We start from the raw sequence: 16,316 nt of genomic DNA on the forward strand, positions 1-16,316 counted from the left end.
TCAAAACAGTTTTCTCCAAGCCATATAATCCCTATATTCTAACAGTTATTGTAAAGAAATTCTTTAAGATATATAGCCTGAGTTGGCAGAGCTCCTCCTCAGACTATAAGTCTGAGGTTTCCGCTCTGCTATTTTTTTGATGAAAAAGCCAGCATTTCTGCTGGCCTTTCTATTTGCATAAGGAATAAGATTACATCATTCCTGGCATACCGCCCATGCCGCCCATAGGAGCTGCAGGAGCTGCAGATTCAGCCTTTGGAGCATCAGCAATCATGCACTCAGTTGTAAGCATTAAGCCTGCAATTGAAGCTGCGTACTGTAGAGCTGAACGGGTTACCTTAGCAGGATCAAGAATACCCATCTCAATCATATCACCGTACTGCTCGGTACCAGCGTTGTAACCGAAGTTACCTGAACCGTTGCGAACTTCATTAGCAACAACTGAAGCTTCCTGACCAGCGTTAGTTACGATCTGACGTAGAGGAGCTTCCATAGCAGTTAGAGCAACCTTGATACCAACATCCTGGTCCTGGTTCTCGCCCTTAACAGTGCCTGCTAACTTCTTAGCAACACGAACTAGAGCTACACCGCCGCCTGGAACGATACCTTCTTCAACAGCAGCGCGGGTTGCGTGCATAGCATCCTCAACGCGGTCTTTCTTCTCTTTCATCTCAACTTCAGTTGCAGCGCCAACCTTGATAACAGCAACGCCACCAGCTAACTTAGCTACGCGCTCCTGTAACTTCTCACGGTCGTAGTCTGAAGTTGACTTCTCGATCTGCTGACGGATCTGAGCAACACGTGCCTCGATAGCAGCTGAATCACCCTCACCATCGATAATGGTGGTGTTATCCTTGGTGATTACAACACGCTTTGCAACACCTAGATCATCTAAGGTTGCCTTGTCTAATTCCATACCTAACTCTGAAGAGATTACGGTACCAGCAGTTAGAATTGCGATATCCTGTAACATAGCCTTACGACGGTCACCGAAACCAGGAGCCTTAACAGCAGCAACCTTAACGATACCACGCATGTTGTTAACAACTAGAGTTGCCAGAGCCTCTGACTCAACGTCCTCAGCGATGATTAGAAGTGACTTGCCAGCCTTAGCTACGCCCTCTAGAACAGAGATTAGGTCACGGATGTTTGAAATCTTCTTGTCGCAAAGAAGGATGTATGGGTTCTCTAACTCAACGGTAGCGGTCTCTGCCTTGTTTACGAAGTAAGGTGATAGGTAACCGCGGTCGAACTGCATACCCTCAACTACGTCTAGCTGATCCTCAAGACCCTGGCCATCTTCAATGGTGATAACGCCATCGCGACCAACCTTCTCCATTGCCTCAGCAATCAGGTTACCAACAGTAGCGTCTGAGTTAGCAGAAATAGTACCAACCTGAGCAATCTTGTTCTCACATGGCTGTGAAATAGCCTTCAGCTCAGTAACAGCAGCTGCAACAGCCTTGTCGATACCGCGCTTTAGATCCATTGGGTTCATGCCAGCAGCAATTGCCTTAAGACCTTCGTTAACGATAGCCTGAGCTAGAACGGTAGCAGTAGTGGTACCGTCACCAGCAGCGTCGTTAGCCTTAGAAGCAACTTCCTTAACCATCTGAGCGCCCATGTTCTGGAACTTGCCCTCTAGCTCAATCTCCTTAGCAACGGTTACACCGTCCTTGGTGATTAGAGGAGCGCCATAGCTCTTATCTAGAACAACGTTACGGCCTTTAGGACCTAGGGTTACTTTAACAGCATTTGCTAGTGTATTAACGCCCTCTAGCATCTGTGAACGAGCGTCATTACCGAAAACAACTTGTTTTGCAGACATTTTATCTTTTTCCTACTTTAAATATTATTCTTCAACAATTGCGAATACGTCAGTCTCAGAGATGATTAGAACTTCTTCACCATCAATCTTCTCTTTCTTGCAGCCGTAGCCTTCGTTATAGATTACTGTGTCACCTACTTTTACGCTTAGAGGTGAGGTTGAACCGTTCTCTAGAACACGGCCCTTGCCTACAGCAATTACCTTACCGCGAGATGATTTCTCAGCTGCGCTACCTAGTAAAATACCGCCTGATGACTTCTTCTCTTCCTCAAGTGGCTTAACAATAACGCGATCATACAAAGGAACTAATTTCATTTGATTCTCCACGGTCTATAACCGTATATATTCTTCAAATCGGAAAATGGTGTCCGATAACCACCCTAAACTCGACATTTGAATTTATATGTCAGAGCTATTTAATCTTTAACATTCTGTTAAATGGGGATGGTGATTTTTTATTTCAAGTAAAAATATTAAAAATTTTTTAAATTATTTTTTATTTATGTTTTTCAGACAATTAGAATAATTGAGTTTTATTATTGTTCTGTTCTGATTTAATTCCCTAAAATTAAAAGGAACAACAGATTACGGATTAAATTATGCTGTCATTTCTCGAAAAATATAAAAAAATCGATATGTTGGAGGGCACTCTGTGGGACAAGATCCTTGTCTTCTCTATTCCTCTGGCATTGACAAGTTTTCTGCAGCAGCTCTTCAATACTGCTGATGTAGTCACGCTCGGACATTATGTAAACGACAATGCCATGGCAGCAGTTGGTAACAATGTTCCTGTAATCGGCTTTATTGTCGCTCTCTTTGTCGGCATGTCCATCGGTGCCAATGTGGTGGTTGCAAGATATCTTGGTATGAAGGATGAGGAGAATGCGAAGGATGCTGTTAATACCTCTTTCTCTGTTGCCATCATCATCGGAATTCTGTTCTGTATTCTTGGAGAAATATTTGTCCCTCAAATCACAGAGCTTATGGATGTTCCTGATGAAGTTAAACCAGAATCCATAAAATACCTGAGAGCATATTTTCTGGGACTTCCTTTTATCTCCATCTACAATTTCGAGGCAGCACTGCTAAGAAGTAACGGCGACACTCATACACCTCTGGTAGCCCTTATTTATGCGAGTATTCTAAATATCGTGGGTAATCTTGTCTGCGTGCTGATCTTTCATCTTGGTATAGGTGGCGTAGCTTTATGTACCTCTCTTGCAAATGCCTTAAGCGCCATCTATCTTTTCAAAAAGATTCTCAAGGCTCCAGGACCAATCAGCCTTGATCTTAGAAATCTGATGAAGCTAAACTCAAGAAAGCTAAGGGCCATTGTGTCAATAGGTCTGCCAACAGGTATTCAGGGAATCGTATTCTCGATTTCTAATCTGGTGATACAGTCTTCTATAAACAGCCTGGGAGCTGACGCCATGGCAGCATCTGCCGCTGCCTTTACCATTGAAATCAATATTTACTGTTTCATCAATGCATTCGGTCTGGCAGCAACAACCTTTATCGGACAGAACTTTGGAGCAAAAAACATCAGACGCTGTGTAGAAATTGCAAAGGTCTCATCTTTAATTGGACTTATTGTAACGACAGTTATAACAGCCGGAGTCTATTTCTTTGCAAAACCACTGTTAAGCATGTATACCGTAAGTGAAGTGGTTATCAGCATAGCCATGATACGAATCTTCTACGTACTGCTGCCTCAACCAATCAATATTCTGCTTGAAGTTCTGTCAGGCTCAATGAGAGGATACGGCTTCTCACTCCCTCCAACCATTATTACTCTGTTAACCATATGCAGCTGCAGACTTATCTACGTATTCACGGTTTTCGAGAAATTCCCTAGATTTGATGTGCTGATGATGGTTTATCCATTAAGCTGGTTTATCTGTATTGTATTCCTGGTAGTCATGTATATTTACAAGATCAGAAAGGTGGAAAAGGAATATTCACAGGGCTTAGAGTCGAAAAAAGCTTAAATTTCAAACATATATTTATCCTCACACTTTATAAGTTATATCTTACGAAGCATCAATATTTATGAGTTTTATAAGATATATCTGATATAAATACCTAAATACCATTTTTTATAAGTTATAACTTACAGAATTGAGTTTTACATATATAATATAAGATATAACTGACAGAATAGTATTTAATAGATTAAAGATATTTGTTGCAGAGGTTTAAGTAATGATTAAAAGAGATCTGTATCTTGAAAGAATCCGACCTTTTATGCATAAGGACCTGATAAAGGTAATAACAGGAATACGAAGATGTGGAAAATCTGTAATACTGCAACTCATTCAAAAGGAACTTGAGAGTGACGGCATTTCATCATCATCAATGCTTACCTATAATTTTGAATCACTAAAACTATCAACGCTTTGTACCGCAGAAGCATTGCATAAGGATGTTATAGAGAAAGCAAAAGCAATAACAGGAAAAGCTTACCTCTTTTTCGATGAAATACAGGAAGTTGAAGATTGGGAAAAAGTTATAAATTCATTAAGAATAGACATTGACTGCGATATCTATATCACAGGTTCAAATTCAAAGCTTTTATCAGGTGAACTTTCAACATACCTTGCTGGACGTTATGTCGAATTTATAATTTATCCATTTTCGTTTAAAGAATTCTGCTGCCTTATCCATAAAACAAATCCCAAAACCACAACATCAGAATGTTTCAATCTTTATGTAAAATTTGGCGGAATGCCATATTTATGGAATCTTCAATATCAGGAAGAGCCTGTAAAACAATATCTTCAAGATCTTTATAATGCAGTGGAGTTAAAGGACATAATTCGCCGAAATAAAATTAGAGATGTAGACCTACTAGAACGAATTATTAATTACATAACAGCAAATACAGGCAATACATTTTCCGCCACATCAATTTCCAAATATCTGAAAAGTGAAGGAAGAAATATTGCACCAGAAACTGTTCTGAACTATGTTCATGCAGGAATTGATGCCTTTCTATTCTATCCTGTAAAACGACAGGAAATCGAAGGAAAAAAAATACTATCAGTTCAGGAAAAATACTATATTGTGGATCATGGAATACGTGAAGCTGTCATTGGCGATAACATGGCTAATATAAACCTGATATTAGAAAATATAGTATTTTTAGAGCTCATTCGACGAGGCTACACGGTTACAGTTGGGAAATATGACCGAAAGGAAATTGATTTCATCGCCCAAAAAAAGTCTAAAACTATCTATATTCAGGTCTGCTATATTTTAGCGACACCAGAAACACATGAACGCGAATTTGGAGTTTATAAAAACATAAAAGATAATTATCCAAAATATGTGCTTTCACTTGATGAATTCGACATGAGCAAAGATGGCATCATCCATAAAAATATAAAAGACTTTTTGCTTGAAGATAATTAAAGCCGCAAAAATCAAGGAGCCCTAAGGCTCCCTTGCTCACGACTATTTTCTTTTTATTAGAATGGAAGATCGTCGTTGATAGGCTCAGCGTTGTCAGGATTACCGAAACCACCGGCATTATTCTGTCCACCGAAGGAATTGTTCTGATTGTTAAAACCGGCTGCATTGTTAAATGACTGCTGATTCATTCCGCCGTGGAAAGCGTTGGCGTTAACCTGTCCCTGAGGATTCTGTGCAGGTGCCTGACCAAACTGACCGGACTGCTGCTTGTTACCAAAAGAATTCTGTGCGCCATAGCTGTTGCCGAAATTCTGAGCACCGCCATTACCATAGCCTGCATTTGCATTCGCATTACCATAACCGCCGCGAGACTGCTGATTACCGTACTGCTGTCTCTGAGCTCCGCCATACTGATTGTTCTGAGAAGCATAGCCATTTGATGAATAGTCATCTCCTGATGAGGAAACAGACTGTGAATCACCTCTTGAGCCTAACATTAACAGACCGTTTGGTTCACAAACAACTTCTGTTGAGTACTTCTTCTCACCAGTATTCTTATCCTCATAAGAACGTGTACGAAGCTTACCTTCGATATGAACCTGTGATCCCTTGTGCAGATACTGCTGCATAATCTCAGCTGTTCTGCCAAAAGCTACAACTCTAACCCATTCAGTTTCATTGATTAGGTTTCCTGTCTGCTGATCTCTGCGGGTTTCATTGATTGCAAGATTGATATTTGCAACGGTAGTACCGGTAGTGGTGTTACGAACTGTTGGTTCATCTCCAAGATTACCAATCAGCTGAACTCTGTTGAATCCGTTTGCCATTTGGAATAACTCCTAAAAAATTTAAGTTTCGTGGATTATCTTTTAGTTTCGTGGAATTTGTTGAATATCAGTAAGTTAACCAAACAAATCTAAAGCAAAAAACTCTAAGACAATTGAGGTGTAGTATAGCAGATACGAGTTAAGGTATGAAATTAATCTTTGAGAACCGAAGAGTCAATTCCCAAACTTTCTCTTGAATTTGAGAGTAATCGCGGATATGGATATTTAAAAAAAAAAAGTCCACTGTAACAGGATACTACAGTGGAATATAAAGACTATTTTTTAGATCATCTTAGTAAATATTTCTCAGCATCAAGAGCTGCTTTACAGCCCTCTCCTGCAGAGGTAATTGCCTGTCTGTAGACTCTATCAGCACAGTCACCTGCAGCAAATACACCTTTAACAGAAGTCTGTGTGGCACTGCCAAAACCAACTTTTATAACACCATCCTCATAAAGTTCAATCTGATCTTTAAAGATATCAGTTGCGGCTTTATGGCCTATAGCAACAAAGACACCGTCAAGTTCAATTTTTCTGACAGAGCCGTCCTGTTCTACACTAACAGCTGTGACCTTATTACCGTCACCGATGATTTCATTAACCTTAGCATTTAAGACAAACTCGACTTTTCCTGAATCTCTTAAAGCATCAAGTTTATCCACCATGATTTTCTCTGCTCTAAACTCTTCTCTTCTATGGATCAGATAGACCTTCTTTGCAATATTTGATAGATAAAGAGCTTCTACAAAAGCTGCAGAGCCGCCACCAACTACAGCAACTGTTTTATTTCTAAAAAAGAAACCATCACAGGTTGCACATGCAGATACACCTTTTCCCTTATATTTCTCCTCAGACTCTAATCCTAGATACTTAGCCTTAGCACCTGTAGATATGATTACAGTTCTGGTCTTTAAGACCTCTCCAGAAGAAAGAGTAAGTTCCTTGATATCTGAAGAAAAATCAGCTTTTACTACTGTATCAGACTTCACTGCAGTACCAAGTGATACAGCATGCTCCTGTAAAGACTGCATCAGAGAGAAACCATCAGGAGAATCCTTACGTCCAGGCCAGTTTCCAATCTCAGGAGTTGTAGTTAGCTGACCTCCAACTTCAGGGCCACTTACCACAACAGGGTTAAGGCCTGAACGACAGGCATAAATAGCAGCAGTCCAACCTGCAGGTCCAGAGCCGATAATTACAGTATTTAAGATGTCCTGATTCATATTCTTTCTCCGATGTTTTATTTCTCCAACATATTTCCTTTACCCCTATGAAATAGAGGTTGGAGAATCATTTAGTCAGTTATGTTCGTATTAGAGTAACTTCTCGATATCTGAAGCAATATCCTTAGGTGAAGTTGTTGGTTCAAATCTTTCAACAACATTACCTTCTCTATTAATCAGGAATTTTGTGAAATTCCATTTAATTGAATCACCTTCCAGATACTCAGGGAAATTCTTCTTTAGAACTTCAACCAAAGGTTTAGCTACAGGATGATTCATATCAAATCCTTTAAAGCCCTTCTCCTTTGTCAGGAATTTAAACAGAGGCAGGGCGTTTTCACCACGAACATCATTCTTTTCAAAGATCTGGAAAGTTACGCCATAGTTAATGGAACAGAACTCCGAAATATCGGATGAAGAGCCTGGCTCCTGTCCTGCAAACTGATTGCAAGGGAAACCTAAAACTACCAGGCCCTGATCCTTGTACTTCTTATGAAGCTCTTCAAGTTCTGCATACTGAGGGGTAAAACCACACTTGCTGGCAGTATTAACAATCAGCATAACTTTTCCTGCATAGTCCTTTAATGAAAGATTTTTGCCCTGCAGAGTCTTAACTTCAAAATCATAAATGCTCATATTGAACCTCGCTTTTGTAAATAAATTTATTGTATTTTGTTAAATTTAATTTTACTCAATTTAATCTTGCTGTCAAATATTTTTCTTAATCTTACATTTTTTTACATTACTTAGTTGATTTATCAAAATAAAATCTCGTTTTTTTAGGAATTGCCTGTGTTAAAAAACTGTTTAAATACATTTATCGATTTTTTGCGTGTTCTTTTTTGAGTAACAAGACAATATTTTTCGCCATAAAGCCAACTAATATACATACACATGTGTATGTATTTTTTTTCGAAGCCAGGACAAGCTTTAAGGAGCAGCCGTTATGCCAATGGTAAAAGATTACCTTTATAACAAATTCAAACATAATATTGAGGAAGGAAAACTGCAGTATGGTGTTGCTATGGAGACAACATCACCAGATGTTGCAGAAGTTCTTGCAACTTCTGATTATGACTGGCTTTTTGTCGACGGTGAACATGGCCCTCATACTGTACAGACAATACTTCAGGTCTGCAGAACTGTAGCACCATATGATTTAACCCCAGTGGTTCGTATTCCAGAGGCAGGAACAGGAATTCTTAAACAGATCCTTGATAGCGGTGTCCAGAACATAATCATTCCTAAAGTAGAAAGTGGTGAAGAAACCGAAAAAATCATGTACTGGGCAAGTTACGCTCCAAGAGGAAATCGCGGTATGGGAGCTCCTGCTGTTCGAGCAGGAATATTCGGCCGTCATAATGATTACTTCGAAAGAAATGTTGATGAAATCTGTATCCTGCCTCAGATTGAAAGTCCAAAAGGAATTGAGAATATAGATGCTATTACCAATACTCCAGGCGTAGGAGGAGTATTCCTAGGACCAATCGACTTGGCTGTTGAAATGGGACATGGATTGAATATATTCCACCCTGAAGTAGAAAAAGCAATGGATTTTGCAATTAAGAGAATTAGAGAACTAGGAAAACCTGTTGGAACAATTGCTCTGAATCCTGAACAGGCAAAACATTTTGCGGATCTTGGCGTAAGTTTCCTGGGCGTTGGAGCTGATACAGCATTCCTCACTCAAGGATGCGACAACACATTAAAACTGTTCAAGGAAGGAATTAAAAAGTAGAAAAGAATCTTTAAGAACTAATTCAAAACACAGCTGAGCTATAAAACTCAGCTATATTTTTTGATATGAGTTACTTCTTGGTTAAAGTCTCAAGCATTGAGTCTCTGATAAAATCAACATCTACATCAAGACAAACAGTATGATTTGGTCTGCCCTTGAATTTGTCATCAGGTACATTGTATTCAGTCATAGGACGAATAGTCTGACCATCAGTGTAACCTGAAGTTGAAACAGCAATTCTGGTATCAACAGTCTTGTACTTCTCAGGATATAGTAAATAACTTACTACCTGAGCATCATGTACACACATTCCTGCAAACTTTTCAAATTTCTTAGAAAATTCAATATAGAAAGCAGAAATATTAACCATGAAATCATCATTTGTTGAAGCAATCTGCTTATCTGTAACCAGAATTCTATGAGTAACATCCAGAGGAACTACAACCAAAGGTAGCTCTGAGGCAAATACAAGATCTGCAGCCTCAGGATCATTGTAAATATTAAACTCTGCAAACTGAGTCATATTTCCACAGTTGCCATCTGTTCCAAAGGCACCGCCCATGCTAATTACACGTTTTAGAAGTTTTGGTAATTCTGGACATAGGTTTAAAGCAATGGCTAAATTTGTCATAGGGCCGATTGTCAGAAGATTAACCTCTCCAGGATACTTCTTGGCCTGCTCGATAATAAAATGTACTGCATCTGGAGCCTCGGCATCAAAAGGATTATCGTAATAAGCTCCAAGACCGTCTTTTCCGTGAATATGAGTACTCAAAGGTAAAGGCTTTCTTGATAATGGTCTTGATGCACCTTTGAATACAGGAATATTAGAACCGTACTTGCTCATAGCCAGTTTACAGTTCTTTACAGCTGTATCAACAGCAACATTTCCGTATGAACAGGTATAGCCAAGAACATCGCAGGTTAGCATTCCATATCTTAAAGCAATTGCGTCATCAACGCCGATATCTGTATCAATGATAATCTTATCCATTACACGATTCCTTGAAGTTTTTATAAAGAGAAAGGAGAAAATATACTACTAAAGTTAGTTATAACCTAATTTGAATTAACAAAACGGTACACCTATCTTAGTTTTGAACAAGGAAATACAAAAAATGAAAAATGCAGGGGACGGGAAAATAAGAAAAATCAGTATGATTAGAAGGTTATAGCATCAGGCAGACTTTGTCTTTCTGTTCTGTTTCTGAATTATTTCCTGCTTTATCTCTTTTATAGTCTTTCGGTTTTCCTTGGTTGAGGATTTTGCTTTAATCGAGATAAACATTCCAGTTACAACAAACAGTGCTCCAAGACCTTCATATAAAGAGAAGCTTTCACCTAATATGGATACGCCAAACATCACGCCAAATACAGGAACCAGATATATAAAGGTTGAGCCCTTGCTTGCTCCAACTCTTGAGATTGCATAATTCCAGGAAGCAAAAGAAACCACACCAGCAAATACAGACAGAACAAAAAAGTATCCGGCATCAGAAAAAGTGAATCGGTAAACCTCAAGCGATCCCAGACATAAGCCAGTAAGAAGACACATCGTGGCTCCGAACAGACCGGTATATGCCGTTACCACAAGAGCACTGATATTCTTAGAAAGTCTCCAGCTGATAATTACATATACAGACCACATAATTTCACACAGCAGGACCAGCAGTTCTCCAATATTGAACTCGAAGTTGACAAGAGTGCTAAAAGATCCTTTGCATACTATAAAAATCGCGCCGAAACAGGATATAAAGATACCAATCCATCCAGATGAAGACAATCGCTCTCCAATAAAGAAGAAAGCAAGAATAGAAGTTACAGAAGGACCAATACTCTCGATGATGGAGGCATTAGATGCAGGTGTATAGCGAAGACCTTCAAATAAAAGCGAGTTGTGAAGAAAGATGCCGACTACTGACATGATCAGAAGAATCATCAGATCACGTCGGGAAACCAGAAGACCTTTCTTTCCGTGAAGAATCAGGATCAGAGCAAAAAGAATCAGAGCAACCACATAGAATCTGGCTGAGGTTATCAGCATTGGAGACATAGAGTCCTTCAGAACTCGTCCGCACAGAGGAGTGGCGCCCCATATAAAACAGGCTAGAAGAAGAATCAGATAATATTTTAATCTACCATTGAGCATAGCATCAGGTCAGTCTCTGAATCTAGCTGTTCTTTGAGTCGGTATCATCAACTCTAGAAGCAGAACCTTCAATAGTATTGTGATTCAGTTCCTCGGACTCATTCTCATCCTGAACCACGGTTGCTGTACCATCAATAGTTCTTCCCTTGGAGAAAACATCAGTAAAGCCTTCTGAAGTTGAAGACTTAAAAGCAAAGCTGGTACCACTACCGCTTTTAGACGAATAAACCTTGGCACATCTGCTTTGAACAAAAGGAAGCAGCAGCAATAAGGCCAGAACGTCAGAGATGAAGCCAGGGAACAGGAAAAGAAAACCTGATAAAGGAAGGAAGATAATCTTAATATCAACAACGCCCTGCTGCAGCTGTTCCATTACTCTCTTAAAACATCTCTTAATAATGACCGCACCTATGACCATCATGGCGAACATCAGGAAAACAACATTAAGACCACCAATGTAATCGCCAATCTTGATCAGAAGAAGAATTTCAAGAACAAAAAGAATAACCAGGGATAAAAATAATTTCTGCATAATCTCTTTCTTATTGCTTAGTTAACGTCAGACTGAAATTTTAAGACAATTTTATAGGTAAAGGGGAAAAAATATCAGAGAAAATTTATGATTAAGGGAATATTCAGTTAAAAGAATCCAATTTGTGATACATATCTTTTTTAGATAATCCCCCTCAACTTAAATGTGAGCAAATTATCAAAACAATTCTTATTATTTAATTATTAAAAAAAATATGTCGTATACATTAAGTATCGGGACCTACAAAATAATCTATTAATTTCTTAAAAAAATCATTCAGTATTCTAGTACGTCGAGGTTAAGATGGGATTATCTAAACTAAGTCTAAGAGCTAAGCTTATTATCGGATTCACAGTATTAAACATACTGATTCTGATTACTTCAGCATTCTCAGTGTTGAATACAAACTCAAATATTGATGCATCATATAACGTTAGTATGATTCTTGGTAAATCATATAACCGTGTTATGAATACTCAGAAGGCATTGGAAAAATTCGATGTTTATACTATTGAATTTTTAACCGATGACAGCAACAAGATTTCAAATGATGAATTCATGAAAGTGTCATCTGAGATGATTGAAGAAATCGCCAAGGTGACCAACACCATGAATGAAAAGATCATTGGTGTGCTGCCATCATCTGATGTTTACAAAAACAATATCTTAAAGGCAAAAGTCGACGTATCAGAATTCTCCAAGTACTTCAAATCAACAATTGTTGATTTAATCCACCAGAATAAGAAAGACAAAGCACTTGATCTGTACTTAAAGGACGTTAACCCTAAGTTCAGAAACTGTAAGGTAATCTTTGAGCATCTGATCGACGAACAGGTTGCATTATCAACCCAGATCGTTCAGAAGAACTCCAGCAAGACCCCAATGTATATCTCTATTGCAATCGCCATTGTTGCAATTCTGATCGGTTTAATCATCACCACCAACCTGACTTCATACATCAAGAACAACTTCTCAATTCTGATTGATGCAATGAAGAAGATGGCTCATGGTAAATTCAACTTCAAGATTGATAACCACTCCAAAGACGAGTTCGGTGCTGTATTTGACAGCTCAATTGAAATGCGTCGTAAACTGGGCGGTTCGATTTCCGATGTTGTACATTCATACCGTGAACTTGGCGGACAGCTAGAGACCATCAACAATCAGGTTATGCAGATTGCCGACGCAATTTCAGAAGCAGAAAGCCGTTCTATGACAGTGTCCGCAGCATCAGATGAGATGGTATCAACAACCGGTGATATCGCTAAGAATTGTGAGAGTGCAGCACAGCATTCTAACCAGACTCAGGATATCACCAAACAGGGTGTTGATGAAATTGAAATTGTTATTGCTCAGATTAGAAACCAGGCTGACAAGACTCGTCGCGATGCCGACTTGATTAAGGAGCTGGTAGACCAGAGTAATAAGATTGGTTCTATTGTTCAGACCATTGAGGATATTGCATCTCAGACCAACCTGTTGGCACTTAATGCTGCTATTGAGGCTGCCCGTGCAGGTGAAGCAGGTAAAGGCTTCGCAGTGGTTGCAGATGAAGTTCGTGCTCTTGCATCCCGCTCATCATCTTCTACTCAGGAAATTACCAAGATGGTTTCTCAGATTCAGACTGATGCTAACAGCGCAAATGAATCTATGATTCAGACTCTTGGTGACATGAATTCTCTTGCAGATAAAGCTGCAGGTGTTACCGATATTCTTAATGATATTATCAATCGTGTTGAGAATGTTAACAGTCAGATTGGACAGATTGCTACCGCTGCTACCGAGCAGACAACGGCAACCTCTGAAATTTCTACTAACATGCAGGGTGTAAGTAATCTTACTCAGGAAAGTGCAAATATTTCCCAGACAACATCTCAGCAGGTTCAGCAGATCAAGAATCAGTCTCAGCAGCTGCTTGAAAAGCTGTCAATCTTTGAGTTTGATTAGAATTGTACTATTACTAATACTGAAGTTGAGGAGCCTAATGGCTCCTCCTTTTTTTGTAGATTTATAGTATAGACGACAATTAAGACCAGATTTCTGTCAGAAACGGGCTATTTCTGATTTTCGCTTAAAATAGATTTAACTTCAGACCATCTTTCTTTTGTTATATCCAAAAGATCTAGTGCAGACTCAAGAGTAAAACCTTTCTTATTTATCAGAGTCATGACTATCCTATATTCACTCTTAGAGTATCCTCGAGCATATGCTCGAGAGTATTCTCGGTCATATCCTCGTGTCTCTCCTTCAAGATCAGCTTCATAAAGAGCATCGTCAAAATCCATCAGCTCCATTTCTCTTTTCAGATCTGTTTTTTCCGGAATTCTCAATAACAGCTAGAATATACGAAGGAAAGTTTTTTTGAGGAGATAGAAAATAAACTTAACAGAATCTAATCTGTTTTGCTATCTTTTTTTAGGCTCTTAATCCTGTCAAAGAAATTAAAGATAAGCTTGTCCAGTCTGAAGAAGATGATAGAGCCAATAGTCTGGGCAATTATAAGATTAGGAATTACAGGAAGACCTAAAGAATCCAGAACATACATAAAGGGCATCATGACAAGAGTAGAAATCTGCCATCTGATAAAATAGACAGCATACAGCTTTGAAAAATAGCTTTTAATAAAAAGCCAGCAGGCATTTATTATTGTCATAATATAATCTCACATACACTTCATACCTTAAGTTTAGTTGAGCTTTTCTTAAAACAAGTCTTTTCTCTCCAAATTAACAAATCTTGATGCTGAAATTTTGATATTATTCTGTTAATACAAGGAAAGATATATGCTCAGAATATTTATTACACTGCTAACTGTTTTTTATTCCATAAGTTCCTTTGCAGATATTAATCTGGACAAACTATATGCACTGGGTTCTGCAGCTCAGGAGGAACTCCCTTTTTCTTCAGAATGTTCATTGAACAACGATTTAATCAAGTGTAACGTCTACATAAAGAACGGTTCCTATATATATAAGGACTCAATAGGTTACGATGCTCCTGATGTACTTTTAAGCACAGACAAGCTGCCAGATGGGATTATGCATGAGGATGTAAGCGGTACAAATGAAGTTTATATGACTCCCGTTACACTCAACGCTCAGGTTATTGAAGGAAAAGCAGGAAGCACCGTCAGATTCAGCTACCGAGGCTGTGACAGTCAGGGTATATGCTATCCTACCCAGACTCAGGAGCTATTCCTTGAAAAAGACATCAAAGGCAATATGGAAAAACTTCCTGCATCAAGTCTTAATCAGGAAAAAGGAATTTTCAGCGGCTACGACAGTTTCCTAATTATTCTTCTCTTGTGTCTGGTCTTCGGTGTTGCGCTTGATCTGACTCCCTGTGTTCTCCCACTGCTTTCAATCTACTCAGCAACAATCATGGGGTCTAAATATGTATCCGCAGCCCACAAGATAAAACAGAACCTAAGTTACATTCTAGGTCTGGCCCTGACCTACTGCGTATTAGGACTTGTTTTTGCGGAGATCGGCGTATCTGCTCATGGAATTCTGCAGCATCCGGTATCTATTATTGTTCTCAGTTCAATTCTGCTTATCTTTACACTGGACTGCGCTGGATTTATTAATCTGAAGGTACCGCTGCTGTTTAATAATTCCCTACAGATTGCAATCAACCGACAGAAGGAAGGAACACTTGCCAAGGCATTTATATTCGGAGCCTTATCCGCTCTGATAACAACACCATGCACCAGTGCACCACTCGCTGGAGCTCTGGTATATATCATCACCTCCAATTCAATTTTAAAGGGAGTGCTGATGTTCCTGTTCATTGGAATTGGTATGGGACTGCCACTGCTGGTAATCGGATTCTTTGGTGCTAAATATATTTCCAAGCTGAAAAGTCATACTGAGCAGATAAGAAGACTATTCGCCATTCCTTTGTTTTTGGGAGCTTACTATATCTGTCAGCATCTTTTCGGAGAGCTTAACAGATATATTGAACCTGCTGTTTATGCAAGCTGTGGAGCATACTTTATAGGAGTGATGTTCAGAAGCAAGAAGATCTCATACATTCTGATGCTGGCGTTCTTATCTTTCTGGGCTATTTTTGCTGCTGTGTATACAGGAACATCACAGGTTACCAACAAAAACTTTACACTTATACATAAGATTAGTGATTTAAATAAATATAGCGGTAAGAAGACTCTTGTCACCTTCTCTGCACAGTGGTGCGCAAATTGTCATGAGCTGGATAAAACCCTATACGCAAGCGATGAATTTTTAGATCTGACAAAGGATATGAATCGAGTTCGTTTTGATATGACTGATCCTGACACTAAGTCAAATGAGGAACTGACCAAAACGTTCAATATTATAGGCGTACCATTTCTTCTGGTTTTAGATGAGGAAGGAAAAGTTATCAGAAGATATACAGGTTCTCCTGATTTAGAAGAATTGACATCAATGATTGAAAATTAACATCAAACGAACTGTTTAAAGATCAAAAAACCGCTACTTAGGATCTATAAAAACCTATAAAAATATACCAATATCTATAAATTTATAGGTTTTCTACCTAATTCCTGCTTCAACACTGCTGGTTGCTATCCCATTTATTTCTAAATCAGATAACAGAGCCGTCAGCTCC

The 16,316-nt window shown here is 38.9% G+C and carries 15 protein-coding genes; 5 read left to right on the forward strand and 10 right to left on the reverse strand.

What is annotated here, in order from left to right:
• Positions 1–190: 190 nt before the first annotated feature.
• Positions 191–1,828 carry a chaperonin GroEL gene (gene groL, locus BM308_RS11650; protein ID WP_074945409.1) on the reverse strand — a complete coding sequence of 546 codons (1,638 nt, stop codon included), beginning with the start codon at positions 1,826–1,828 and terminating at the stop codon, positions 191–193.
• Positions 1,829–1,852: 24 nt separating this feature from the next.
• Positions 1,853–2,143 (reverse strand): co-chaperone GroES, encoded by a 291-nt coding sequence (locus tag BM308_RS11655; protein WP_074838144.1) that lies wholly within the window; start codon positions 2,141–2,143, stop codon positions 1,853–1,855.
• Positions 2,144–2,427: 284 nt separating this feature from the next.
• Between BM308_RS11655 and BM308_RS11660 the strand changes: the two genes are divergently transcribed.
• Entirely contained in the window at positions 2,428–3,816 is a 1,389-nt protein-coding gene (locus BM308_RS11660; protein ID WP_074945411.1) for an MATE family efflux transporter, read from the forward strand.
• A 214-nt stretch (positions 3,817–4,030) separates the two neighbouring features.
• Complete coding sequence (locus BM308_RS11665) at positions 4,031–5,239, forward strand: ATP-binding protein (RefSeq protein WP_074945412.1); 1,209 nt, start codon at positions 4,031–4,033, stop codon at positions 5,237–5,239.
• Positions 5,240–5,295: 56 nt separating this feature from the next.
• On the opposite strand, the gene BM308_RS11670 is transcribed toward BM308_RS11665, so the two are convergent.
• From BM308_RS11670 to BM308_RS11680, 3 genes are all read right to left on the reverse strand, one after another.
• Positions 5,296–6,066, reverse strand: coding sequence for a single-stranded DNA-binding protein (locus BM308_RS11670; protein WP_074945414.1), 771 nt, complete (start codon positions 6,064–6,066; stop codon positions 5,296–5,298).
• Between the two features lie 287 nt (positions 6,067–6,353).
• Positions 6,354–7,289 (reverse strand): thioredoxin-disulfide reductase, encoded by a 936-nt coding sequence (gene trxB / locus BM308_RS11675; RefSeq protein ID WP_074945415.1) that lies wholly within the window; start codon positions 7,287–7,289, stop codon positions 6,354–6,356.
• Between the two features lie 90 nt (positions 7,290–7,379).
• Entirely contained in the window at positions 7,380–7,925 is a 546-nt protein-coding gene (locus tag BM308_RS11680) for a glutathione peroxidase (protein WP_074945417.1), read from the reverse strand.
• A gap of 310 nt (positions 7,926–8,235) precedes the next feature.
• On the opposite strand from BM308_RS11680, the gene BM308_RS11685 reads away from it, so the two are divergent.
• Positions 8,236–9,027, forward strand: a complete 792-nt coding sequence (locus tag BM308_RS11685; RefSeq protein WP_074945418.1) for an HpcH/HpaI aldolase family protein — start codon at positions 8,236–8,238, stop codon at positions 9,025–9,027.
• 70 nt (positions 9,028–9,097) lie between these two features.
• On the opposite strand, the gene BM308_RS11690 is transcribed toward BM308_RS11685, so the two are convergent.
• The 3 genes from BM308_RS11690 to BM308_RS11700 form a co-directional block, all read right to left on the reverse strand.
• On the reverse strand, positions 9,098–10,021 hold the full coding sequence (locus BM308_RS11690; RefSeq protein ID WP_074945420.1) for a nucleoside hydrolase: 924 nt from the start codon (positions 10,019–10,021) through the stop codon (positions 9,098–9,100).
• Positions 10,022–10,204: 183 nt separating this feature from the next.
• On the reverse strand, positions 10,205–11,176 hold the full coding sequence (locus BM308_RS11695; RefSeq protein ID WP_074945421.1) for a DMT family transporter: 972 nt from the start codon (positions 11,174–11,176) through the stop codon (positions 10,205–10,207).
• A 22-nt stretch (positions 11,177–11,198) separates the two neighbouring features.
• Positions 11,199–11,708, reverse strand: coding sequence for an FxsA family protein (locus BM308_RS11700; RefSeq protein WP_074945422.1), 510 nt, complete (start codon positions 11,706–11,708; stop codon positions 11,199–11,201).
• A gap of 303 nt (positions 11,709–12,011) precedes the next feature.
• On the opposite strand from BM308_RS11700, the gene BM308_RS11705 reads away from it, so the two are divergent.
• On the forward strand, positions 12,012–13,655 hold the full coding sequence (locus BM308_RS11705; RefSeq protein WP_074945423.1) for a methyl-accepting chemotaxis protein: 1,644 nt from the start codon (positions 12,012–12,014) through the stop codon (positions 13,653–13,655).
• Positions 13,656–13,762: 107 nt separating this feature from the next.
• On the opposite strand, the gene BM308_RS11710 is transcribed toward BM308_RS11705, so the two are convergent.
• Both BM308_RS11710 and BM308_RS11715 read right to left on the reverse strand, forming a co-directional pair.
• Positions 13,763–13,993 (reverse strand): hypothetical protein, encoded by a 231-nt coding sequence (locus tag BM308_RS11710; RefSeq protein WP_074945425.1) that lies wholly within the window; start codon positions 13,991–13,993, stop codon positions 13,763–13,765.
• A 107-nt stretch (positions 13,994–14,100) separates the two neighbouring features.
• Positions 14,101–14,361 carry a hypothetical protein gene (locus BM308_RS11715; RefSeq protein WP_074945426.1) on the reverse strand — a complete coding sequence of 87 codons (261 nt, stop codon included), beginning with the start codon at positions 14,359–14,361 and terminating at the stop codon, positions 14,101–14,103.
• Positions 14,362–14,491: 130 nt separating this feature from the next.
• Between BM308_RS11715 and BM308_RS11720 the strand changes: the two genes are divergently transcribed.
• Complete coding sequence (locus BM308_RS11720) at positions 14,492–16,147, forward strand: cytochrome c biogenesis protein CcdA (RefSeq protein WP_074945428.1); 1,656 nt, start codon at positions 14,492–14,494, stop codon at positions 16,145–16,147.
• Positions 16,148–16,316 lie beyond the last annotated feature (169 nt).

Origin of the sequence: Succinivibrio dextrinosolvens, from assembly GCF_900116345.1 — a bacterium.
GTDB classification, from domain to species: Bacteria; Pseudomonadota; Gammaproteobacteria; order Enterobacterales; family Succinivibrionaceae; genus Succinivibrio; species Succinivibrio dextrinosolvens_B.

Coding starts and splice junctions, on each gene's coding strand:
- groL (WP_074945409.1), bottom strand. CDS start 1,828: ATGTCTGCAAAACAAGTTGTTTTCGGTAATGACGCTCGTTCACAGATG.
- BM308_RS11655 (WP_074838144.1), bottom strand. CDS start 2,143: ATGAAATTAGTTCCTTTGTATGATCGCGTTATTGTTAAGCCACTTGAG.
- BM308_RS11660 (WP_074945411.1), top strand. CDS start 2,428: ATGCTGTCATTTCTCGAAAAATATAAAAAAATCGATATGTTGGAGGGC.
- BM308_RS11665 (WP_074945412.1), top strand. CDS start 4,031: ATGATTAAAAGAGATCTGTATCTTGAAAGAATCCGACCTTTTATGCAT.
- BM308_RS11670 (WP_074945414.1), bottom strand. CDS start 6,066: ATGGCAAACGGATTCAACAGAGTTCAGCTGATTGGTAATCTTGGAGAT.
- trxB (WP_074945415.1), bottom strand. CDS start 7,289: ATGAATCAGGACATCTTAAATACTGTAATTATCGGCTCTGGACCTGCA.
- BM308_RS11680 (WP_074945417.1), bottom strand. CDS start 7,925: ATGAGCATTTATGATTTTGAAGTTAAGACTCTGCAGGGCAAAAATCTT.
- BM308_RS11685 (WP_074945418.1), top strand. CDS start 8,236: ATGCCAATGGTAAAAGATTACCTTTATAACAAATTCAAACATAATATT.
- BM308_RS11690 (WP_074945420.1), bottom strand. CDS start 10,021: ATGGATAAGATTATCATTGATACAGATATCGGCGTTGATGACGCAATT.
- BM308_RS11695 (WP_074945421.1), bottom strand. CDS start 11,176: ATGCTCAATGGTAGATTAAAATATTATCTGATTCTTCTTCTAGCCTGT.
- BM308_RS11700 (WP_074945422.1), bottom strand. CDS start 11,708: ATGCAGAAATTATTTTTATCCCTGGTTATTCTTTTTGTTCTTGAAATT.
- BM308_RS11705 (WP_074945423.1), top strand. CDS start 12,012: ATGGGATTATCTAAACTAAGTCTAAGAGCTAAGCTTATTATCGGATTC.
- BM308_RS11710 (WP_074945425.1), bottom strand. CDS start 13,993: ATGGATTTTGACGATGCTCTTTATGAAGCTGATCTTGAAGGAGAGACA.
- BM308_RS11715 (WP_074945426.1), bottom strand. CDS start 14,361: ATGACAATAATAAATGCCTGCTGGCTTTTTATTAAAAGCTATTTTTCA.
- BM308_RS11720 (WP_074945428.1), top strand. CDS start 14,492: ATGCTCAGAATATTTATTACACTGCTAACTGTTTTTTATTCCATAAGT.